Origin of the sequence: Pseudochrobactrum algeriensis, from assembly GCF_018436245.1 — a bacterium.
In the GTDB taxonomy this organism is placed as follows: Bacteria; Pseudomonadota; Alphaproteobacteria; order Rhizobiales; family Rhizobiaceae; genus Pseudochrobactrum; species Pseudochrobactrum saccharolyticum.
In genome coordinates, this window is record NZ_CP075360.1 from 146386 (window position 1) to 166855 (window position 20470).

General features: G+C 51.7%; 21 protein-coding genes. 14 read left to right on the forward strand and 7 right to left on the reverse strand.

Annotation, left to right across the window (positions count from 1 at the left end; genetic code table 11):
• Positions 1 to 40: 40 nt before the first annotated feature.
• A complete protein-coding gene (locus tag KHQ09_RS00905) occupies positions 41 to 1093 on the reverse strand; it encodes a LacI family DNA-binding transcriptional regulator (protein WP_238481510.1) in 1053 nt (350 codons plus the stop codon).
• Positions 1094 to 1524: 431 nt separating this feature from the next.
• On the opposite strand from KHQ09_RS00905, the gene KHQ09_RS00910 reads away from it, so the two are divergent.
• From KHQ09_RS00910 to KHQ09_RS00920, 3 genes are all read left to right on the forward strand, one after another.
• A complete protein-coding gene (locus tag KHQ09_RS00910; RefSeq protein WP_213600096.1) occupies positions 1525 to 1932 on the forward strand; it encodes a lysozyme inhibitor LprI family protein in 408 nt (135 codons plus the stop codon).
• A gap of 163 nt (positions 1933 to 2095) precedes the next feature.
• Positions 2096 to 2413: a hypothetical protein gene (locus KHQ09_RS00915; RefSeq protein WP_213600097.1), complete on the forward strand. Its 318-nt coding sequence runs from the start codon at positions 2096 to 2098 to the stop codon at positions 2411 to 2413.
• Positions 2414 to 2525: 112 nt separating this feature from the next.
• A complete protein-coding gene (locus KHQ09_RS00920) occupies positions 2526 to 2879 on the forward strand; it encodes a hypothetical protein (protein ID WP_213600098.1) in 354 nt (117 codons plus the stop codon).
• On the opposite strand, the gene KHQ09_RS00925 is transcribed toward KHQ09_RS00920, so the two are convergent.
• The 4 genes from KHQ09_RS00925 to chrA all read right to left on the reverse strand — a co-directional run bounded on the left by KHQ09_RS00925 (position 2867) and on the right by chrA (position 6479).
• Complete coding sequence (locus KHQ09_RS00925) at positions 2867 to 3565, reverse strand: outer membrane protein (protein ID WP_213600099.1); 699 nt, start codon at positions 3563 to 3565, stop codon at positions 2867 to 2869. The two genes, KHQ09_RS00920 and KHQ09_RS00925, sit on opposite strands and share 13 nt — an antisense overlap.
• A 462-nt stretch (positions 3566 to 4027) precedes the next feature.
• Positions 4028 to 4570, reverse strand: coding sequence for a lipocalin family protein (locus tag KHQ09_RS00930; protein WP_213600100.1), 543 nt, complete (start codon positions 4568 to 4570; stop codon positions 4028 to 4030).
• 93 nt (positions 4571 to 4663) lie between these two features.
• Entirely contained in the window at positions 4664 to 5125 is a 462-nt protein-coding gene (locus tag KHQ09_RS00935) for a GNAT family N-acetyltransferase (protein ID WP_213600101.1), read from the reverse strand.
• Between the two features lie 121 nt (positions 5126 to 5246).
• Positions 5247 to 6479, reverse strand: coding sequence for a chromate efflux transporter (gene chrA, locus KHQ09_RS00940; protein ID WP_213600102.1), 1233 nt, complete (start codon positions 6477 to 6479; stop codon positions 5247 to 5249).
• A gap of 245 nt (positions 6480 to 6724) precedes the next feature.
• On the opposite strand from chrA, the gene KHQ09_RS00945 reads away from it, so the two are divergent.
• The 7 genes from KHQ09_RS00945 to KHQ09_RS00975 all read left to right on the forward strand — a co-directional run bounded on the left by KHQ09_RS00945 (position 6725) and on the right by KHQ09_RS00975 (position 16355).
• On the forward strand, positions 6725 to 8392 hold the full coding sequence (locus tag KHQ09_RS00945; protein ID WP_213600351.1) for a thiamine pyrophosphate-dependent enzyme: 1668 nt from the start codon (positions 6725 to 6727) through the stop codon (positions 8390 to 8392).
• Positions 8389 to 10473 (forward strand): hydantoinase/oxoprolinase family protein, encoded by a 2085-nt coding sequence (locus tag KHQ09_RS00950; protein WP_213600103.1) that lies wholly within the window; start codon positions 8389 to 8391, stop codon positions 10471 to 10473. The genes KHQ09_RS00945 and KHQ09_RS00950 overlap by 4 nt, the downstream gene beginning before the upstream one ends.
• Positions 10470 to 12089, forward strand: coding sequence for a hydantoinase B/oxoprolinase family protein (locus KHQ09_RS00955; RefSeq protein WP_213600104.1), 1620 nt, complete (start codon positions 10470 to 10472; stop codon positions 12087 to 12089). Before KHQ09_RS00950 ends, KHQ09_RS00955 begins: the two co-directional genes overlap by 4 nt.
• Positions 12086 to 13303: a pyridoxal phosphate-dependent aminotransferase gene (locus KHQ09_RS00960; protein WP_213600105.1), complete on the forward strand. Its 1218-nt coding sequence runs from the start codon at positions 12086 to 12088 to the stop codon at positions 13301 to 13303. Before KHQ09_RS00955 ends, KHQ09_RS00960 begins: the two co-directional genes overlap by 4 nt.
• Before the next feature lie 3 nt (positions 13304 to 13306).
• Positions 13307 to 14119 carry an NAD-dependent epimerase/dehydratase family protein gene (locus tag KHQ09_RS00965; protein WP_213600106.1) on the forward strand — a complete coding sequence of 271 codons (813 nt, stop codon included), beginning with the start codon at positions 13307 to 13309 and terminating at the stop codon, positions 14117 to 14119.
• Positions 14116 to 15321, forward strand: coding sequence for an NAD(P)/FAD-dependent oxidoreductase (locus KHQ09_RS00970; protein ID WP_213600107.1), 1206 nt, complete (start codon positions 14116 to 14118; stop codon positions 15319 to 15321). Before KHQ09_RS00965 ends, KHQ09_RS00970 begins: the two co-directional genes overlap by 4 nt.
• An 80-nt stretch (positions 15322 to 15401) precedes the next feature.
• Positions 15402 to 16355, forward strand: a complete 954-nt coding sequence (locus KHQ09_RS00975) for a LysR substrate-binding domain-containing protein (RefSeq protein ID WP_213600108.1) — start codon at positions 15402 to 15404, stop codon at positions 16353 to 16355.
• 8 nt (positions 16356 to 16363) lie between these two features.
• On the opposite strand, the gene KHQ09_RS00980 is transcribed toward KHQ09_RS00975, so the two are convergent.
• Complete coding sequence (locus KHQ09_RS00980) at positions 16364 to 16585, reverse strand: hypothetical protein (RefSeq protein ID WP_213600109.1); 222 nt, start codon at positions 16583 to 16585, stop codon at positions 16364 to 16366.
• Positions 16586 to 16656: 71 nt separating this feature from the next.
• On the opposite strand from KHQ09_RS00980, the gene KHQ09_RS00985 reads away from it, so the two are divergent.
• The 4 genes from KHQ09_RS00985 to KHQ09_RS01000 are packed head-to-tail and all read left to right on the forward strand — an operon-like array spanning position 16657 to position 19572.
• On the forward strand, positions 16657 to 17427 hold the full coding sequence (locus KHQ09_RS00985) for an amino acid ABC transporter ATP-binding protein (protein ID WP_075656879.1): 771 nt from the start codon (positions 16657 to 16659) through the stop codon (positions 17425 to 17427).
• Positions 17427 to 18068 (forward strand): amino acid ABC transporter permease, encoded by a 642-nt coding sequence (locus KHQ09_RS00990; protein ID WP_213600110.1) that lies wholly within the window; start codon positions 17427 to 17429, stop codon positions 18066 to 18068. Before KHQ09_RS00985 ends, KHQ09_RS00990 begins: the two co-directional genes overlap by 1 nt.
• Positions 18068 to 18718, forward strand: coding sequence for an amino acid ABC transporter permease (locus KHQ09_RS00995; protein ID WP_420832826.1), 651 nt, complete (start codon positions 18068 to 18070; stop codon positions 18716 to 18718). The genes KHQ09_RS00990 and KHQ09_RS00995 overlap by 1 nt, the downstream gene beginning before the upstream one ends.
• 23 nt (positions 18719 to 18741) lie before the next feature.
• Positions 18742 to 19572: a substrate-binding periplasmic protein gene (locus tag KHQ09_RS01000; protein ID WP_213600111.1), complete on the forward strand. Its 831-nt coding sequence runs from the start codon at positions 18742 to 18744 to the stop codon at positions 19570 to 19572.
• A 76-nt stretch (positions 19573 to 19648) separates the two neighbouring features.
• Here KHQ09_RS01000 and KHQ09_RS01005 read toward each other — a convergent pair whose 3' ends face one another.
• On the reverse strand, positions 19649 to 20407 hold the full coding sequence (locus tag KHQ09_RS01005; protein WP_213600112.1) for an SURF1 family protein: 759 nt from the start codon (positions 20405 to 20407) through the stop codon (positions 19649 to 19651).
• Positions 20408 to 20470 lie beyond the last annotated feature (63 nt).

Genomic DNA, 20470 nt, shown 5'->3' on the forward strand with positions numbered 1-20470 from the left:
GCTCTCACTGATGATGTCGAACTATGACTCATTGTCTGAATTACCCCTTTGCAGCCAGCCGTGCTGTTGCTGTCTCTGACAGATCAGCGAGTGATCCGCGCTCCAAAAGACGGCACGGCACATAAATGCGCTCATGTTCTGCTCGTCCGGCAATTTCTGCATATAAAGCAGTGACTGCAGTGGAGCCGATGCGGCGACCGTCTTTTTCAATTGTTGTCAGTCCGGGCCAGGAAAACGCACCGGAAGGAATACCGTCAAAGCCTAGAATTGACACATCCTGCGGACAGGACAGACCTGCATCACGGATTGCCAGAATACCACCAAGCGCCATCAGATCATTCGCACAAAAAACTGCCAGATGCTGACTATTCTGATGCGCTTGCAACAGCCGCTTCATAGCAGAACGGCCACCTTCAACGGTATAGTCACTGTCTTCCGTGATGAGTATTGAGGGGTCAACATCCCGCTCAATGCAATGCTCATGTACCGCGCGCAGAAAACGCGCACGTGCCAAACGGGATTTAGGCCCGAGGATTAATGCCGGCTGCACATGCCCGTGCGCGAGCAACACATCCAGCCCGAGACGAACCCCTTGCACGATATCAGACCCGACGCTGCTCGTATCGGGAAAACGCTCGGCACTCGAACCGATCAGCACAAAAGGCATGCCGAAACGGTCGAGATCAGCAAGATTATCAGCGACAGGATTGATGATCGCGCCATCTACGCGTGCCTGACATAAGGCGCGAAGATGTGCAGCTTCCTTATCCGCATCCCAGTCTGAAGAAAATACCAGCAGCGAAACACCCTGCCTCGCAGCCTGATCCTGCGCACCGCGCGCCACTTCCGCCCAAAACGGGTTGGTAATGTCCGGAATAACCAGACCAAGCAACCCGCTGCGCCCTGAGCGCATGCCGACTGCCAGATGATTACGCTCATAACCGGTTGCCAGCACTGCGGCCTGTACGCGCTCGGCAGCATCCTGCGATATATTGGAGGAACCAGCCAGAACACGGGCTACTGTGCTCTTGGACAAGCCAGCTTTTTTCGCAACATCGACGATCGTCGCACGACGCCCTGTATCCTTATTCAAGCTGACACTCCTCCCAAGCGACCGGTCTCTTAGATCGATCATTGTGGGAACGTTACCATTCTTAAAAAACTTTGACAAGAGCCCCTGCCAGTTTAACAAGCCCGCTTCGGCCGAACCAAAATCGGGAACCGGTCATAACTGACTACTAACAGGCATTCGCCAGTGTCTTTCTGGAACTGTAACATGCCAAAGCAGACAAGATTTGATAGAGAAAAGTCCGATACCCCGATCTCCACGCACCCGCAAGAATGCATTACCCGAGTACTCAGATGTGAGATGTAGATGCGTTGCGTATTCTGTGATGAACATTTTCTCTCACTATTTGCCACGCTTTTACAGATTATTCTTCATTCCTTAATCTCTTCGCTAAATCCCTCTTGCTTTGAAATGAAAGTCACGTTTCAATCATCATATAATATAGGGAGATGGAAATGAAGATAGTTACTTTGGCTGCTCTGGGATCGATCTTTATATCACTGCCAGCTTATGCATCTACTGACTGCGACAAAGCTGAAGACCAGTCAACAATGACCAAATGCGCCAGTGATGCATTGGCCAAGGTTGATAAGCAACTTAACGAAAACTACAAAAAAATAGAAAAACGTCTGACTGATGATGAGGAAACTAAGAAATTATTGGTAAGCTCACAGCGCCTTTGGATGAAGTTCAGAGACGCAGAATGTAACTTCGCAACATCAACAACATCTGGCGGAAGCATTCATCCAATGATGGTTGCAACATGCAGAACGCAATTAACAACTGCACGTAACAAACAATTATCCGATTACCTCAACTGCGAAGAAGGCGATCTCACCTGCCCTGTACCGTCAGCAGATTAACCCTCCCTTCCTGAAAAGAGATGAGCAATCACGGCAAAAATGCAGGCACAGCAAAGCTAATGAACTGCTCAACAATTAATATGATAAAAATAATCACATTAATTTGACTGCGGTGAAATTATTCACCAGAAAGCCCTTACTTTATAATTTTGTGAGGGGATGAATGAATATTCGTAACACAGTCTTAATTTTGCTCTCGTTCTTAATATCGGCCTGCACGACCACTGAAACAGAAAAGGACGCTCAATTTTCTACACCGCGCATTCAACTCAGTGACGGAACATTTTTCACACAAAAAGCAACGCCGGGCTCTACATGCCGCATAAAATACACTGAAATAAAACGCGTCCAAAAAATTGTCATGCAAGATGGTTTTGTTACACGCGGGAAAGGTGAAGTACTTGTGTTCGGATATCAGGTTAATCTGCTGGAAGACTTCACAAGAACCTGCAAACAGCTCATCATGAGAAACGGCCGTTAATCAGCATTGGTACAAATCCCGTTTTGATTATGTCGCCACTCATCACGTGAATTGCTCTTGATTTACTATGCAAGTCGCTGTTCAATTCCTGCAAATAACTGAGGGGCGAAACATGGATCAACCGACTGAGAGCGTACGAACCAGACTTTCACTTATCCGCACTCTAACCTTTACACTCCCTCTTCTCGGACTGACTGGCTGTGTATCGCAGCAGGTAAGGGATTTGGAATGGTGCCGAAACATCGAAACCGCCAAACCCCTCATTGATGAAACAGGTCAGGCGAAACTCAATGCAGCAATGACTAAGAACAAATGTGCAGACAAATTTCTGGAAGCGAAAAAAGCCGCTGAAGAAGCGGAAAAATTAAAAGCCGCAAAGGCCAAGCCTGCCAAGGCCAAGCAGACAATAAAAAACCCCGCCAAAGCGGGGTTAATAAAAACGAAGCCAAAACCTCAGAATTTATAGTTCAAGCCAACCCGAACTGTATGAAACTGCGATTTGGCTTCACCAATACGCCAGCTTCTGTCGAGATCAACATAATCCAATTTGAGCTTACCGAGATCGGTATAGAGATATTCGGTCTTCAACGTTACGTTATTTGTAATAGCGTATTCTGCACCGGCACCAACCGTATAGCCGACTTTGGTGTCAGACTGGGATGAGCCATCTAAATAGTTGTTCGCATAGGTTTTAACTTTACCATAGGCAACACCACCGGTTGCATAGACCAGAAAACGATCGACCGGTGTGTAACCAAGACGGACACGTGTTGTACCAAACCAGCTAACCTTTGTTCCGAGATTCACCAATGTACCGCCCGGCACACTGACATCAAAATCGGATTTCACGCCCGAACCCTGAATATCAGTTTCAATACCAACAACTGTCTGGTCAAACTGCCAGTTATAACCGGCCTGAACACCGCCGATAAAACCACTGGCATTACCTCTGAGTGAAACGTCGCCAAGCAATTCGTTGAAATCAGTTTTGAATTTTCCGCCTGCATAACCGGCATTCACACCGATATAACCACCTGTCCAGGAGAAGGTGTCGACAACTGCAGGTGCCGGATCATTATATACAACGGCATCGGCAGCGAAGGCTGAGCCTGCTGTTAATGCCAGCGCGGAGGCCAGAATAATACTCTTCATGATTGTCCCCATTTATTTATTGATAATTATTTTTACATTATAGAAGACAATTATTCATATAGTAAAATAGCAACAGGTAATGATAATTAATTAAAAATATAGGCAATATTTTTTACAAAACATAATAACTGATATTAAATTATCATTTATATTCAATGTCATAATTATATATACTCTATCCTCAGAAATATAAAAGAAACAACATACCGATCTGATAATATAGTTTCTCGTGCATTTCACAATGCAGAGTTGTAAAATTTCAAATGCAGACAATAAAAAAGGCCTGGGCAAAAATGCACCGACCTTCCTACTCATCAATTAATTGCCAGTGCCAGTACATCCGTGGTCAAAAGCTTAAATTAATGAAGACATTTGCGAGCGCTGTGAGAAACGCGCTGCTTAGCAATGTCTATGCTGTGTATATAGAGAGCGATTGTGTCTTAAAAAAGATCAGGACAGCATTTATTTTTGAAATTGTTGTACCCAGTTAATATTATCAGGATCAACACCAACCCCAGATGCAACCTTAATCGCTCTGTCTTTTAACTCTTCTGGTATTTCAGCCGTGCGAGAGAGAACCCAAAAATACTTCTGGCTTGATCCGACAATAATTGCCCAGCGATAATCCTCGTCCAAAGAAACTATATTATAGCCCCCATAAAACGGGCCGAAAAACGATACCTTCAATGCACCCTCAGATTGGCCGCGCACAAAAACAGCCGTCCCCGATGCATGCTTATGCCGACCGGAGACTTCATCGACGCCGCTATTCAGTACATTTACGGTGCCGTCACCATTGAGTGTATATTCAGCAGTGGTTTTAATCAGACCTTTTTCAAATCGGTTTTCTACACGAGCGACTTCATACCACTTCCCCAGATAGCGATTGAGTTCGAAACCAGTAACCGGCACCACATTATCAGGAATTTTAGGATTAGCGGCTTTGTATAATTTATATCCGGCGAACAGGCCGATAGCGGCCATTAATAGCTTTTTCACGCTCATAACAAACTCCCGTCAGTTATAGTGTGAACGCATATAGGTATTGAGAGTTCCCGAAACTACGGAGCAGAACAAAAATCAGCGTAAAAGCTGCCGCTATAATGGCCGGAAGCGGAAAATCAGATCCTCTTCAGTTTCAAGCTTTTCTACATTTTCAGCTTGAGCTGATCTGATCACAGCCTGCCAGAAATGGAGCGCAGTTGTGTTTTTTGGCGCGACACGCAGTTCCCAAAACCCGCTATGCATTTGCAGAATCTCAGCAGCTGCATAGCGTGCCAGTCCCTGCTTGCGATAAACTTTCAGAATGAAAAATTCCGCAAACGAATAATCTGTGCCTTTGCCGGAAGGTGACCAGTTATTGATAAAGGCAAAACCAATATCTTTTCCCTCAAAAGCTACCAGATATGGCCATCTGTCTGCTTCTGACCAGTATAAGTCAAAAAATGGATAATCATCATCTGTCTCTTCATAAGCACGCATTTCGGCGAAATATTCCGTCATGAAAGCGCTTATGATTGATTTCTCAGCTTTCGCTGCCAGACGTATCTCTAATTTCACACTAAATTCCGATCATACCCGACAAAGAAAGCCACACATCCGGTTTAACTCCAGCTAGTATAGCGCTGCAAAGAACCTGTCGGGATTATTCAAAGCTTTAACGAACCATCTGCTACCTCAATTACAACGGCAAAAGCGGCATCATCATTCCTGCAAAGGCCATCAAAACGACAACAATCCAGGGCTGCACTTTCCAGACTGTGAGCAGTAAAAACCCTGTCAGTGCCAGCGCAAAATCCTGATTGGTAAAAACCGCCCCTGTCCATACCGGATTATACAGTGCCGCACCGAGAATGCCGACAACCGCTGCATTGGCACCACGCATTGCCGCCGGTGCTGTCGGGCGCAGACGTAACCTGTCCCAGAACGGAAGCATGCCATAAACAAGCAGCAAGCCCGGCAGGAATATCGCGATCAGAGCAATAGAAGCACCGGCAATTCCGTTTGGCTCCGGTTGCATCACCGCACCGAGATAGGCTGCGAATGTGAATAACGGCCCCGGTACAGCCTGCGCCAGTCCATAACCTGCCAGAAACGCCTCTTTGCTCACCCATTGCGAAGTTACAACTTCTGCCTGCAACAGCGGCAAAACCACATGCCCGCCACCAAAAACAAGCGAACCGGCACGGTAAAAAGCATCGAACACGGCAACAGACGGATACCCACTAACGGCAGTCAGCACCGGTAATAATGCGAATAAAAACGCAAACAGGCTCAAAGCTATAAAGCCGCCTCTGCGCGATACGGGAAATTTCAGATTGCCGGTCACAACCACACCATTTCCGCGGCAAAGCCACAGACCAAGCATGGCACCGCCGGTAATAGCCGCGATTTGCCCGATTGCTCCCGCCACAAAAACCACAAGCGCGATTGCTGAAAGCGCAATGAAAACGCGGGGCTTATCCGGTGTCAGACTGCGTGCCATACCCCAGACCGCCTGTGCAACAATTGCCACGGCAACCAGTTTCAGACCATGCAGCAGACCTTCCGCATAGATACCGGTGAATGATGCTGCGCCCATTGCAAAAACCGCAAGGAGGAGCGCTGATGGCAGTGTGAAGGCCAGTGAAGCCGCCAGACCACCGGCAAGACCATTACCGCGTAAAAGACCAAGCGCAAAAGCAACCTGACTGGATGCAGGGCCGGGCAAAAACTGGCACAATGCAACCAGATCGGCATAACCTGCTTCATCCATCCATTTGCGGCGCACAACAAGCTCATCTCTGTAATAGCCCAGATGTGCAACCGGCCCGCCAAACGATGTCAGCCCGAGTTTGAGAAACACACGGAAAACTTCAGCACAGGAACCCTGTGCCGGTTTTGTCAGTGATCCGCTTTCATTTCCTGAGCGCATTATGCCCCTCATCCGCAACGCTTTGTTTCTGCCAGAGATTTGATCCGATACAAATCAACCGGCTCATAAAGTGCCTGAATGTCAGACAAATGACACAAAATATTTTGCGCAGTCATTCAGACAAGTAAATCTTGTCGATTAACGTGTTTTCTTGATTTTTGATCGTGACATGACATGCATTTATAATCTCCGCCGGTCATGCGTATTTCCGGCTTTTGCGAGTTTATATGTCGGGAGGTAAAGGCATTATGCGCAACGGGGGACAACTCCTTGTAGAAAGCCTGATCGCGCTTGGTGCGCGTAAGGGTTTCGGTGTTCCGGGAGAAAGTTATCTGTCAGTGCTGGACGCACTTCACGACACCAAAGGCAAGCTGGATTATATCCTGTGCCGGAATGAAGGTGGTGCTGCATTTATGGCTGCGGCTTATGGCAAGCTGACCAATACCCCCGGCCTTTGCTTTGTCACCCGTGGCCCCGGTGCCACAAATGCCTCCATTGGCGTGCACACGGCCATGCAGGACAGCGCACCGATGCTGCTGTTCATCGGTCAGGTCGGTACCGATATGACCGGCCGTGAAGCTTTTCAGGAAATCGATTACCGCGCAATGTTCGGCACAGTTGCCAAATGGGCGGTACAGATCGATCAGGTCGAGCGTATTCCGGAAATTCTGGCACGCGCATGGACAGTGGCCACAACCGGCCGTCCGGGTCCTGTGGTGATTGCACTGCCGGAAGATATGCTGACCAGCCTGACAGACAAAGCACCACTGACCGCACCGGCTAAAATCGCCTCCCCTGCCCCGCAGGCAGAAACAATGGCGACCGCGCAGCAAATGCTGAAAGCTGCGAAGAAACCAGTCATTTTAATGGGCGGCACCAACTGGTCTGAAACCGGTCGTGCTGCGCTGCAAAATTTCGCCGAGCAGTCTGATATTCCGGTGGTTGCTGCCTTCCGCTATCAGGATCAGTTCGATAATTTCTCGCCAGCCTTTACCGGTGAAGCCGGTGTCGGCATGCTGCCCCATGTCAAAGCGCTGATCCGTGATACCGATCTTATTCTGGCGATCAATGTCCGCTTTGGTGAGATGACCACTGACGGCTATACATTGCTCAATGTACCGGTGCCGCAGCAGAAGCTGATCCATGTGCATCCGTCCGATGCGGAAATCGGCAAAATCTACGTGCCGGATTTGGGCATTCACGCCTGTCCGAACAGTTTTGCCCAGAGCCTGCAACCGGTCAGCGGTGCATGGGCAGACTGGCGCAAAGCCGCCCGTGAAGCCTATCTTGCCAGCTTTGATGCTCCTGCCCAGCCGTCACCGGTGGATATGGTTGCCGTGATGACCTATTTGCGCGACCGCATGCCGGAAGATGTAATCCTGACCAATGGCGCAGGCAATTTCACTGTTTGGCCGAATAGGTTTGCAAAATTCGGCACCAAAGCACGGCTGCTCGCTCCACAATCCGGTGCCATGGGCTATGGGGTTCCGGCAGCGATTGCCGCGAAAGTTGCCGAGCCTGAGCGTATGGTCGTCTGCTTTGCCGGTGACGGCGATTTCCAGATGAATTGTCAGGAACTCGGCTCCGCCATGCAGGCCGGTGCGCAGCCGATTATCCTCATTCTCAATAACGGGATTTACGGCACGATCCGCGCCCATCAGGAAAAGAATTATCCGGCACGTGTCTCCGGCACCACAATGGAAAATCCGGACTTTGTGACACTGGCAAAATCCTACCGTTTTCATGCGGAGCGAGTCGAAACCACAGCAGATTTCGCCGCCGCTTTTGAACGTGCTGCGGCGTCTAAAACCGGCGCGGTGCTGGAACTCAATATTTCACCGGAAGCCCTTACACCCCGCCAGACATTAAGCCAGATGCGCGCCGCCGCATTGGCAGCGAAGGAAATGGCATGACATCCCGAAACGACATCCGGCTTGGTGCCGATATCGGCGGCACATTCACCGATATCGCACTGGATATGCGCGGAACGCTCTATTCCACCAAGGTTCTGACCAATTATACCGCACCGGAACAGGCTATTCTCGACGGTATCCGCATTGTCACGGAACAGGCAGGCATCAGCCCTGCCGAGCTCGATATTGTTATTCACGGCACGACACTAGCCACCAATGCGCTGATTGAACGGCGCGGTGCCAAGACAGCTTTTGTGACCACCGAAGGCTATCGCGATGTGATCGAAATGCGCAGTGAAAACCGTTTCGAGCAATATGATCTCAACCTGAAACTCCCTGCCCCTCTGGTTGCGCGTGAACATCGTTTTACGGTCAAAGGCCGCATGAATGCACAGGGTCAGGAATTGCAGCCGCTGGATGAGGCGAAACTGGAAGAAATCGCCGATGCCATTCTGGAAGGTGGTTTCGGCGCAGTGGCCATCGGCTTTATCCACTCTTACATGAATCCGGAGCATGAACGCCGCGCCCGTGCGATTTTGCAGCGCAAACTTTCTGTACCTATTTCCATTTCGGCGGAAGTCTCGCCGCAAATGCGCGAATTTGAACGCTTCAACACAGTTTGCGCCAATGCCTATGTGCGTCCGCAAATGGCGGATTATCTTGCGCGTTTGCAGGTGCGGCTCAAAAAAATGGGAGCAACCTGCCCTGTATTCATGATCCATTCCGGCGGCAGTCTGATTTCCGTTGATACAGCGTCTGAATTTCCGGTGCGTCTGGTCGAATCCGGCCCTGCGGGTGGCGCGATCTTTGCCGCAGATATTGCCCGCCGTTTCGGCATTGATAATGTTGTTTCCTACGATATGGGCGGCACCACAGCCAAGATTTGCCTGATCGAAAATTTCGTCCCGAAAACCGCGCGTACTTTTGAAGTCGCCCGCACCTATCGCTTCTGCAAGGGTTCCGGCATGCCGATCTCCATACCGGTGATCGAGATGATCGAAATCGGCGCAGGCGGCGGTTCTATCGCTTGGGTGGACTCGATGGGACGCATCCAGACCGGCCCAGAAAGTGCGGCTTCCGAACCAGGCCCGGCCTGCTATCAGCGTGGCGGTACCCGTCCTGCAATTACCGATGCCGATCTGATGCTGGGTAAACTCGATGCCGATAATTTCGCCGGTGGTGCGATTAAGCTCTCGGTGCAAAATGCCGAAACTGCCATCGACAAAGATGTCGGCTCCAAACTCAATCTGAAACCGCTCTCCGCTGCTTTCGGTATTTGCGAAGTGGTCGATGAGAATATGGCCAATGCCGCCCGTGTTCATGCGGTGGAAAACGGCAAGAACATCTCCGATAATATTATGATCGCCTTTGGTGGCGCCGCACCTTTGCATGCCGCCCGTCTGTGTGAAAAGCTCGGTGTTGAGCAATGTCTGATCCCGCAGGGCGCAGGGGTCGGTTCCGCTATCGGCTTTCTCAAAGCGCCGTTCGGCTATGAAGCACTGGTTTCACATCTGGCTAAATTATCCGGCATCAATCTCGATGCGGTCAATGCCACGCTGGCAGATCTCAGCACGGCAGCGGAAAGCTTTGTGCGCAGCGGCACTGATGCGCCGCTGGAGCGCGAAGTCACCGCCTTCATGCGCTATGCCGGTCAGGGCTGGGAAATTCCGGTCACCGCGCCGCAGCCGCCGTTTAACGATCAGGCACTGGCGACAATCCGTGAGCGTTTCCTTGAGAATTACGCCCGTTTCTTCGGCCGTCCGATTGAAGGTGCGGAAATTGAAATCGTCACATGGTCGGTCAAAGTGGAAGTGAAACAAAACTTCACCCAAAGCGGCACTGTCAGCTATGGCGATCGTGTCATCGCCCCTGCTCAGCAACGCGATGTGTTCGACCCGAGCAATGGCGCGATGCTGCCGACCGGTATTTTTGACCGTGGTTCTCTAGCGACCGGCGACCGAGTAGCGGGCCCAGCGATCATTACCGAGCGCGAAACCTCCACCATTGTGACCGCGCCTTTTGATGCGGTTATCCAGCATGACGGCACAATTCTGCTGGTGAAAAAAGGAAAATTCGCATGAGTGAATTAGATGAAATCCGCATGCAGGTCATGTGGAACCGCCTGATTTCCGTGGTGGAAGAACAGGCGCTGACTTTGCTGCGCACCGCTTTTTCCACTTCGGTGCGTGAAGCTGGCGATCTTTCTGCCGGTGTCTTTGATCCGCAAGGGCAAATGCTGGCACAGGCAGTCACTGGCACACCGGGTCATGTGAATACTATGGCTGAGGCGGTGCTGGAATTTATCAATGAAATTCCGCGCGAAGAGATGTTCGAGGGTGACACCTATGTCACCAATGATCCGTGGAAGGGCACTGGCCATCTCCATGATATCACGATGGTTTCGCCGTCCTTCCTCAATGGTGAGCTGGTCGCGTTCTTCGCCTGTACCGCCCATGTGGTCGATGTCGGCGGTCGTGGTTTCGGCGCAGATGGTAAATCCGTCTATGAAGAAGGCATTCAGATCCCGATCATGAAATTTGCCGAACGCGGCACGGTCAATAAAGACCTGATCCGCATTCTGCGTGCCAATGTGCGCGAGCCTAATCAGGTGATCGGCGATTTCTACTCCCTCTCCGCCTGTAACGAAGTCGGCCATCGCCGTCTTGTCGATATGATGCGTGAGATCGGTCTGATATCACTTGATAACCTGTCCGAGTTTATCTTCTCGCGCACCACCAATGCCATGCGTGAACGTCTGGCGAAGTTCCCAGAAGGCTCGTGGTCAAGTGAGCTAATGACAGATGGTTATGATGAGCCGATCCGTCTTGCAGCCGTGGTGGATATGAAAGATGGTCTGGTGAATGTGGATTTCACCGGCAGCGACCCGATGAGCCGCTGGGGTATCAATGTTCCGATCATTTATACCAAGGCCTATGCATCCTATGCGCTGAAATGCGTGCTGGCACCGGAAATTCCGAACAATGCCGCCTCGCTGGCTTTCTTCACCGTGTCATCCGAGACCAATATTCTCAATGCGCAACGCCCTGCGCCGGTTAGCCTGCGCCATGTGATCGGCCATATGGTTCCGGATCTGGTGTTCGGTGCTCTGGCCAAAGCTTTACCGGGTCAGATTATGGCTGAAGGTGCTGGTGCATTGTGGAATATCCATATTTCCGTACGCCCTGTGGCGGGACAAAACGGACAGAACGCCGAAGTGCTGATGTTCAACTCCGGCGGTATGGGTGCGCGCCCTGCCCTTGACGGCTTGTCGGCAACGGCCTTCCCGTCCGGCGTTCACACTATGCCGATTGAAGCCACGGAACATACGGGGCCAGTGATTATCTGGCGCAAAGAACTGCGACCGGATTCCGGCGGTGACGGTGAGTTCCGCGGCGGTCTCGGACAAGTCATTGAAATCGGTGCGGCGGATAATCATGAATTTGATTTTTCCGCAATGTTTGACCGTGTTACACAAGCGCCGCGCGGCCGTAATGGCGGGCAAAACGGGACTGCAGGTTCTGTGAAACTCGATGACGGCACCGCAATGCGCTCTAAAGGCTGGCAGCATGTGCCTGCAGGTAAAAGACTGGTGCTTAACTTGCCAGGCGGCGGCGGATATGGCGATCCGGCCCAGCGCTGCGCAAAGGCACACGAGCAGGATAAAATTCAGGGTTATGTCACGGAGGAGAGACAATGACCTATATTTCATCACGGCTGGCAGCGGTTAAACCGTCTGCGTCCATGGCCGTTTCACAAGCCGCCAAAGCACTGAGTGCCAAAGGCATTGATGTGATTGATCTGGGGCTTGGCGAACCGGATTTCCCGACACCGGCGCATATTACCGAGGCTGCCTATCAGGCGGCCAAAGCCGGTGACACGCTCTATACGGCAGCGCTCGGCACATTGGCACTGCGCAAGGCGATTACCGCCAAATTTTCCCGCGAGAACGGGCTGGATTATACCACTGATGAGATCATCGTTTCCAACGGTGCCAAGCAGATCATTTTCAATGCGCTGATGGCAACACTGGAAGATGGTGACGAGGTTATTCTGCCGACACCATATTTTGTATCCTATCCGGAAATGGCGAAATTGCTCGGCGGCAAACCGGTGATTGCCCATTGCCGTGAAGAAGACGGGTTTCGCCTGACACCGGAAATTCTGGAGCGGGCAATCACGCCGAAAACCAAATGGCTGTTCCTCAACTCACCTGGCAATCCATCCGGTGCAGTCTATGATGAAGCCAGCCTCAAGGCGCTCGGCGCTGTGCTGGAACGTCACCCGCATGTGCTGGTTTTGTCCGACGAGATTTATGAGCACATCATCTTTGACGGGCTGGAATTTATCTCTTTTGCCAAAGCCTGCCCGCAGCTTAAAGACCGTAGTCTGATCGTCAACGGCATGTCCAAAGCCTATGCGATGACCGGTTGGCGTGTCGGCTATGCCGCTGGCCCGCTGCCCCTCATCAAAGCCATGGCCACCGTGCAGAGCCAGTCGATCACATCTGTCTGCTCCATTGCGCAGGCTGCCGGCGCAGCGGCACTTGAAGGGTCGCAGGATCATATCCGCACCTTCCGTGATGCTTTCCAGCGCCGCCGTGATCTGGTGGTTAAAGGCATTCATGCGATTGAAGGCTTGAGCCTGCGTGTGCCGGAAGGCGCGTTCTATGCCTTTATCAATTGTGCCGGTCTGATCGGCAAGCAATGTCCGGACGGTTCTGTGCTGAGAGATGATACGGCGGTTGCAAACTACCTGCTCAATGAAGGCCATGTCGCAGCTGTACCGGGTGCCGCTTACGGTATGTCACCTTATTTCCGCATCTCCACAGCAACCTCTGATGAGGTTCTGAGTGAAGCTATCAGACGTATTGCCGGTGCTGTTGCACGTCTGAAACCGGCATCAAAGGCATAAATCATGGATTTTGATACAATTCTTATTACCGGCGCTGCCGGAAGGCTCGGCACTGAACTGCGCCGCGGCTTGGCACCACTGGCACGTAAATTGCGCCTCACAGACCGCGTTGCGATCAATGATCTGCAGCCGAATGAAGAAGCAGTCATCTGCGATCTGGATGATGCCGATGCGATCATGAAACTGGCGGAAGGCGTGGATGTGATCCTGCATTTCGGCGGTGAGCCGCTGGAAGTGTCATGGGAGCGTATTCTGCGCTCGAATATTCAGGGCAGTTATAATATTTATGAAGCCGCCCGCAAAAACGGTGTGAAGCGTGTAATTTACGCCTCTTCCGTCCATGCCATCGGCTATCACGAGCTGGAAACCCATATTGATGCGGATGCCCCGCACCGTCCTGACAGTTTCTATGGTCTGTCCAAATGTTTCGTCGAAGACTTAGGGCGGCTCTATTGGGATAAATTCGGCATTGAGACCGTTGCTCTGCGCATTTTCTCGTCGTTCCCTGAACCGGCAGACCGCCGCATGTTGTGGTCGTGGCTGTCTTTCGACGATTGCGTGCGTCTCGTTTCCGCCGCCCTCACCGCACCGCGCGTTGGTTTTACTGTCAGCTTCGGAATGTCGGATAACCGCGTCTCGCCGGTTGATAACAGCAAGGCGGGCCATCTCGGTTACCAGCCGCTGGACAACACGGAAAGCTATCGCGCCGCAGTCGAGAGCCGCACCAAACGCTCTGACCCTTATGCCCCTGCCACCCGTTTTCTCGGCGGCTGGTTCGTCGATATCGGCCATCCTGATGATGAGGCAAAATCATGAAACAGCATTATGATGTTGTGATTATCGGCGGCGCGGTCATCGGTTCTTCGGTCGCCTATTTCCTGTCACAGAATCCTGATTTTGACGGTTCAATACTCGTTGTGGAACGCGATCCGACCTATGTGCGCGCGGCCACCTCGCTGTCATCTTCTTCGATCCGCAACCAGTTTTCCAATCCGATTAATGTGGAAATCAGCCGTTTTGGCACGGAATTTATCCGCAATTTTGCCGAGGTGATGCAGGTTGCCGGTGACAAGCCTGACCCGCAATTCCACGAAGGCGGCTATCTGTTCCTCGCCAACACACCGGATCAGGTACAGACTTTACGCGAAAATCACGAAGTGCAGATCGCCTGCGGTGCCGATGTGGTGCTGTGGGATCGTGAGGAACTGAGCCGTGCTTTCCCGCATCTCAATACAGACGATATTCTGCTGGCCTCCTATGGTCGCTCCGGTGAAGGGTGGTTCAACAATACCGGCCTGATGTATGGCTTTAAAAACAAAGCCCGTGAACTCGGCGCCGATTATATCACCGATGAAGTGATAGCCATTCAGCGCGATGGCAATCGTGTCACCGGTGTGGAACTGAAATCCGGTCAGATGATCTCAGCGGGCACCATCGTCAATGCGTCCGGTGTCAGTGCAGCTTTGACCGCACGCATGGCAGGGCTGGACGTGCCGGTTGAACCGCGCAAACGCACATTATTTGTCTATGACTGCGCACAAACACCGGAAGGCAGTGCCACAGTCAATGACGGTCGCCTGCCGCTGATGATTGATCCGAGCGGTGTTTTCTGCCGCCCTGAAGGCCGTTTCTTCCTGACCGGTTGTCCGCCAGTGAAAGATCCTGCGGTCGATTGGGACGATTTCACGCCGCGTTATGAAGAATTTGAAGAGATCATCTGGCCGGCTCTTGCAGAACGCTCACCGGCCTTTGAGGCGATCAAAGTGGTGAACCAATGGGCGGGGCATTATGACTTCAACGTGCTGGATCATAATCTGATTGTCGGTCGTCATCCTGAGGTGGAAAATTTTATCTATGCCAATGGCTTCTCCGGTCACGGCTTGCAGCAAGGCCCCGCAACAGGGCGCGCTGTATCCGAGCTGATCACCTATAATGCGTTCCGCACGCTTGACCTCTCCGAAGTCGGCTATGAGCGCGTGATTGCCAATAAGCCTTTCCTTGAAAAGGCTGTGATATGATATAGACCCTAGCAAGCATAAGGGCGAGCGGAGGCAGGCAATGCACATCAATCAGGTCGTTATAAACATGGTCACACACCATGAATGACAGGGTGCCGCGCCTTCCCCCGCTCAATGCTTTACGCGTCTTTCATGCGGTGATGCGTTATCGCAGCTTCCGCAAGGCGGCTGATGAACTATTTGTCAGTCCGCAAGCCGTCAGCCAGCAGATCAAATTGCTGGAAGACACGCTGGGAATTATGCTGTTTGACCGCAAAGGCCGCATGGTTGACCCGACAGAACAGGCCATTCTGCTCGCGCATTTTGTGCAGGCTGGTTTTGACGAATTTGCCGAAGGTGTGCGTCGCGTTACCAAGACCGGTCACCGCAACCGCATCAATGTCAATGCCAGTCCCTATTTTGCCACCCGCTATCTGATGGACCGCCTTGAGCAATTCCGCACCACCATGCCCAGTGTAGTATTGCAGCTCACCACTATGGTGGAAATACCCGATTTTTCCCGCGATGATATTGATGTTTCCGTGCAATGGGGCTTCGGCGAGTGGACAGAGTTTGACCAGACTTTGCTGGTGCGTGACCCCAAAATTATCTGCTGTGCACCGGCACTCGCACATCGGGTGTGCAAGCCGGAAGATCTGTTGAGCATGACGTTGCTGCATCCGGTTCTGGCCACCAATCTATGGCAAAAGGTACTACGTCATCTGGATCTGCAGGATATAGAAGCCAAAGGCGATGTGCAGTTTCAGGATGCCGCCACCATGCGCCGCGCCACACTGGCGGGCATGGGGATGGGGCTGGTTTCAGCCATTGATGCGATGGATGATCTTCGCCAAGGGCGGCTGATCGCACCGCTCGGCATTGATGCCCTGAGCACCATGAAAGAAGAAGATATTCCGGGTTTTTATCTGGTTGTGCCGCGCGGCTACCGGCGTGTGAAAACCATTGCCGCTTTTTGCGACTGGATCAAAGGCGAAGACTGGTCAGCCATGCTGCGCCGTGAAATGACCTTCAGCGACATGCCTTACGATATATAAGTAAGCCCTCAGATTATCTTGCGTCTGCACCTGTCAGCCTGCTCTTTTCGCAAGCGGCTGCGTGCTGAAACACGTCCGTTTTGAGCAGAATTTCCACCTGAAAATATCATCAAGAAAATCTTGTCGTTTAGCCACTTTTCTTGATTTGGTACGCGCATCCGACGCGGCACACTGCTCTCAGCACGGGACGGTGTAAACAATTGCAAAATAAAAAACAGCTTTGCCAGCACGCCGCCGTCCTGCGGGGAAACATATTTCAGTGCCGCTCAGATTTTATCCGGCGGCGGTGACGGAAAAGGCAATGCAGCAGACACAAAATAACATTAAGCCACTGGTGCGCGTGGAAGCGCTTGAAAAGAGCTTCGGAGCTCTCACAGTACTCAATCGTGTGAGTTTAAGCGTTAATCCGGGCGGTGTATTGGCTATTATCGGGCCCAGCGGCTCCGGTAAAAGCACATTGCTGCGCTGTCTGAATTATCTGGAAGTGCCGGATAAAGGTCGCATCACACTCGGTGATATGGAACTTGTTGCCGAGAAACATCCGTCCCAAAAGCAAATTCTCGATCTGCGCCGTTCGGCAGGCATGGTGTTTCAGTCTTTCAACTTGTTTCCGCATATGAATGTGCTGGAAAATGTGTCGCTCGCACAGAAACGCGTTCTCGGCCGTTCGCAGCAGGAAGCCGATGAGCGTTCTATTGAACTCCTCAAACGCGTGGGACTGGACTCCAAGGCTGCCGAATATCCGCATCGCTGCTCCGGTGGCCAGCAGCAGCGTATCGCAATTGCCCGCGCACTGGCACTGAACCCGAAAATCATGCTGTTTGATGAACCGACCTCGGCGCTTGATCCGGAGCTGGGTCTTGAGGTTCTCGCGGTCATGCGTGAGCTGGCGCAAGACGGCATGACGATGATTGTCGTCACTCATGAAATGCATTTTGCCGAGAGCGTTTCCGACCATGTGATGATCATGGCAGACGGCAACATCATTGAATCCGGCATCAGCAAAGACGTTATGCGTGATCCGCAGACAGAACGTGCACGCCGGTTTCTGCATGCCGTGAGAGATCGCTGATGCAGGATATTATCTTTAATATTATCAGAGGCTTGCCTGCGACGATCGCTTTAACGGCTGCGGCGCTGATGATCGGGCTTGTTCTTGGCGTACCGCTGATGCTGGCGCGTATTTCCCGTCACAACTGGCTACGCTACTCAGCCATGGCGCTGATTACCTTTGTGCGCAGTATTCCGCCGATTGTCTGGCTGTTTGTGATCTTTTTCGGGCTTGGCAGCGGTTATTTCCGTGTTGCCCCCTTCCCTGCTGCTGCGGCGGGTCTCGGTCTGATTGCTTCGGCCTATATGGCGGAGATTTATCGCGGCGCGCTTCTCTCCATTCATCGTGGTCAATGGGAAGGCGCTGCCGCTCTTGGTATGCATCCGGTGCAGATGTGGATTGATGTGATCATGCCGCAGCTTATCCGCGTCGCCCTGCCGGCAATGGCAACCTATGCCATCGGTCTTTTGAAAGATTCTGCGATTGCCTCGACAATCGGCGTTTCTGAAATGACCTTCTATGCCAATCAGTCCTCTATGGCGACCTATCGCGGGCTTGAAGTCTTCAGCTTTGTCGCCCTGCTCTATATCGCGCTCAGCCTGCCGGTTGCGTGGATGTCGCGCGGTATTGATGCGCGTATGCGAAAGAAGGTGTCCCGATGATCCCGGTTTTGGCGGAACAATTTCACAACTGGCTGCCGCAAATGCTCAGCGGCCTGCGGATCAGCCTGATTGTCACTGGCATGAGCCTGTTGATCGGCATCCCGCTGGGCTTTTTTCTGTCGCTCGGCGTAATGTCCAAGGCAAAACCAACCCGCTGGGCTGCGTTGACGCTTGTTGAAGTGGGGCGTGGCGCACCATCTCTGGTTCTGCTGCAATTTGCCTATTTCGGCCTGCCTTCAGCCGGTCTGACACTGACCTCCTGGTCGGCCAGTATTGTGGCTCTGAGCTGGACAACCGGTGCTTATACCAGTGAGATCATCCGTGCCGGTCTGCAATCTGTCCCCGCTGGGCAGCGTGAGGCAGCTCAGGCAATCGGTCTGACACCGCTGGATATGATGCGCTTTATCGTTGTGCCGCAAGGTCTGCGTATCGCTATTCCGGCTCTGCTCGGCTTTGCCATCCTGATCTTTCAGACCACATCCTTGTGTTTTGCCATTGCGCTGCCGGAGCTGACAGCCCGCGCCTATGAAATTGGAACCAATACATTCCAATATCTGCCAGCCCTGATCCTGGCTGGTCTTCTCTATCTGCTCATTTGCATTCCGGCGACGCTGATTGTCGGCGTCATCGAAGCCCGTGCGCAGCATTAAATAAGCAACAAAAAGGGGAAATCATGAATAAGTTTTTTGCACTCACACTGGCTGCCGGTCTTAGCAGCACTTTTCTGGCAGGTGCTGCTTTTGCACAGGATTGCACACCGCAGCATAAAATCACCACTGTTGAAGCCGGTTATCTGACCATTGCAGCGCCGACATTCCCTCCTTTTTCCATTCCTAAAGGCGAGAGCGACCTCAGCGGTGTGGATGGTGAAATCGTCAAGGAAATCGCTGCCAAAGAATGCCTGAAGATCAAAATCGCACCGGTTGAATATGCAACAGCCATTCCGTTTGTTGTTTCCGGTCGTGCAGATATTGCCATCGGCAATTATTACCGTACCGACGAGCGTCAGAAAGTGGTCAATCTTTCCGCTCCGCTCTATCTCGATCAGATGGGGCTTTATTCCAAAGAAGGTGTGACTACTGTTGCCCAGCTTGAAGGCCGCAATGTCGGAACCGTACAGGGCTATCTCTGGGTCAATGAGTTGAAAGCCATTCTCGGCGATAAACTCAGCCTCTATAACAACTATGTTGCGCTTTATCAGGATCTGGAAGCCGGACGTATCGAGATCGCAATTGACGGCGTTGCTGTTGGTACTGCCGCGCAGCAAGGCGGTGCGCTGAAAGATGTTCAGATTAAAGTTTCAGAAAAAGACGAGCGCGTACAAAGCTCTGTCTATCCGGCGCAGGCCGGTCTGCCGCTTTCCAAAAACAATCCGGATCTGCTCGCTGCTGCCGATGATGTGGTCAAAGAGCTGCATAAATCCGGTCGTATGGTCGAAATTCTCAAAGAATACGGCCTGTCAGAGAGCGCTGCTGATGTCGGTGAAGCCCGCCTGATCAAATAACAGCTTTTATTGATGGCTCCCCTGCTTTTTTGATGGCGGGGGAGTTTTATTTAACCAATTGATATTATTATATAATTTAATCATCATCTTCCGATTTTGGTTTGCCTTCATACCGGATCAGGAAGACGGCCATGCCCAAAACCATCAATGCCAGTGAAAACCACGTCAGTGCATAAACCAGATGATTATCTGCAAATTTTACTACGGTCAGCCCGCCTTCCGGCCGGTCAGCACGGTTTTGGGCGCCATTCGCATCAATGAAATAATCCGGCACATTCTTCACATCGGCATGTTTGGCAAAAGCCTCAATATCGCGGGCATACCAGATATTCTTTTCCGGCTCATTCTGGCGCAGGAAAAAGCCTTTCGGCTCTGTCAGGCGTAGCAGGCCGGTGACAGTTGTTTCGCCTTCAATCTGACCGCTTGTGCGGTTGAGAGGATCACGCTTGGCACTTGCAACATAGCCGCGATTGATAAAGACAGTCTCGCCATTATCGCGCAGAAAAGGCGTGACAATCCAATAGCCGGATCCCCGCTCTGTGAGTGCACCGACGGCAATTTCCTTATCATTGAGATAATGACCGGAGAGCGTCACAGCACGATATTCATAAGCTTTCTTATCAGCATTTTGCCAGGCATTTATATCGGGGGCTGACACAGGGGCCGCATTGATATTTTGCTCGACACGGGCAATCAGATCATGTTTCCAGCTCAGTCGTTTGACCTGCCAGATACCAAGAGCGCTCAGGCCTGTGATTAGCAGACCGGCAATCAGAGAAATCAGCACGATTTTCTTGCGTTTTGATCCGGGTGAACGGGTCTGATTTTCTGCCATGAGTTTAACTTCTTTATGCCTGTGTGTGATGCAGATTGTCTCTATGCCTTATCCGTCTTTAGG

Excerpts from the sequence above, each read along its gene's own strand:
- KHQ09_RS00915 (WP_213600097.1), top strand. The coding sequence starts at position 2,096 with ATGAATATTCGTAACACAGTCTTAATTTTGCTCTCGTTCTTAATATCG.
- KHQ09_RS00975 (WP_213600108.1), top strand. The coding sequence starts at position 15,402 with ATGAATGACAGGGTGCCGCGCCTTCCCCCGCTCAATGCTTTACGCGTC.
- KHQ09_RS00925 (WP_213600099.1), bottom strand. The coding sequence starts at position 3,565 with ATGAAGAGTATTATTCTGGCCTCCGCGCTGGCATTAACAGCAGGCTCA.
- KHQ09_RS00955 (WP_213600104.1), top strand. The coding sequence starts at position 10,470 with ATGAGTGAATTAGATGAAATCCGCATGCAGGTCATGTGGAACCGCCTG.
- chrA (WP_213600102.1), bottom strand. The coding sequence starts at position 6,479 with ATGCGCTCAGGAAATGAAAGCGGATCACTGACAAAACCGGCACAGGGT.
- KHQ09_RS00985 (WP_075656879.1), top strand. The coding sequence starts at position 16,657 with ATGCAGCAGACACAAAATAACATTAAGCCACTGGTGCGCGTGGAAGCG.
- KHQ09_RS00960 (WP_213600105.1), top strand. The coding sequence starts at position 12,086 with ATGACCTATATTTCATCACGGCTGGCAGCGGTTAAACCGTCTGCGTCC.
- KHQ09_RS00990 (WP_213600110.1), top strand. The coding sequence starts at position 17,427 with ATGCAGGATATTATCTTTAATATTATCAGAGGCTTGCCTGCGACGATC.
- KHQ09_RS00910 (WP_213600096.1), top strand. The coding sequence starts at position 1,525 with ATGAAGATAGTTACTTTGGCTGCTCTGGGATCGATCTTTATATCACTG.
- KHQ09_RS00970 (WP_213600107.1), top strand. The coding sequence starts at position 14,116 with ATGAAACAGCATTATGATGTTGTGATTATCGGCGGCGCGGTCATCGGT.
- KHQ09_RS00950 (WP_213600103.1), top strand. The coding sequence starts at position 8,389 with ATGACATCCCGAAACGACATCCGGCTTGGTGCCGATATCGGCGGCACA.
- KHQ09_RS00965 (WP_213600106.1), top strand. The coding sequence starts at position 13,307 with ATGGATTTTGATACAATTCTTATTACCGGCGCTGCCGGAAGGCTCGGC.
- KHQ09_RS00930 (WP_213600100.1), bottom strand. The coding sequence starts at position 4,570 with ATGAGCGTGAAAAAGCTATTAATGGCCGCTATCGGCCTGTTCGCCGGA.
- KHQ09_RS01005 (WP_213600112.1), bottom strand. The coding sequence starts at position 20,407 with ATGGCAGAAAATCAGACCCGTTCACCCGGATCAAAACGCAAGAAAATC.
- KHQ09_RS01000 (WP_213600111.1), top strand. The coding sequence starts at position 18,742 with ATGAATAAGTTTTTTGCACTCACACTGGCTGCCGGTCTTAGCAGCACT.
- KHQ09_RS00920 (WP_213600098.1), top strand. The coding sequence starts at position 2,526 with ATGGATCAACCGACTGAGAGCGTACGAACCAGACTTTCACTTATCCGC.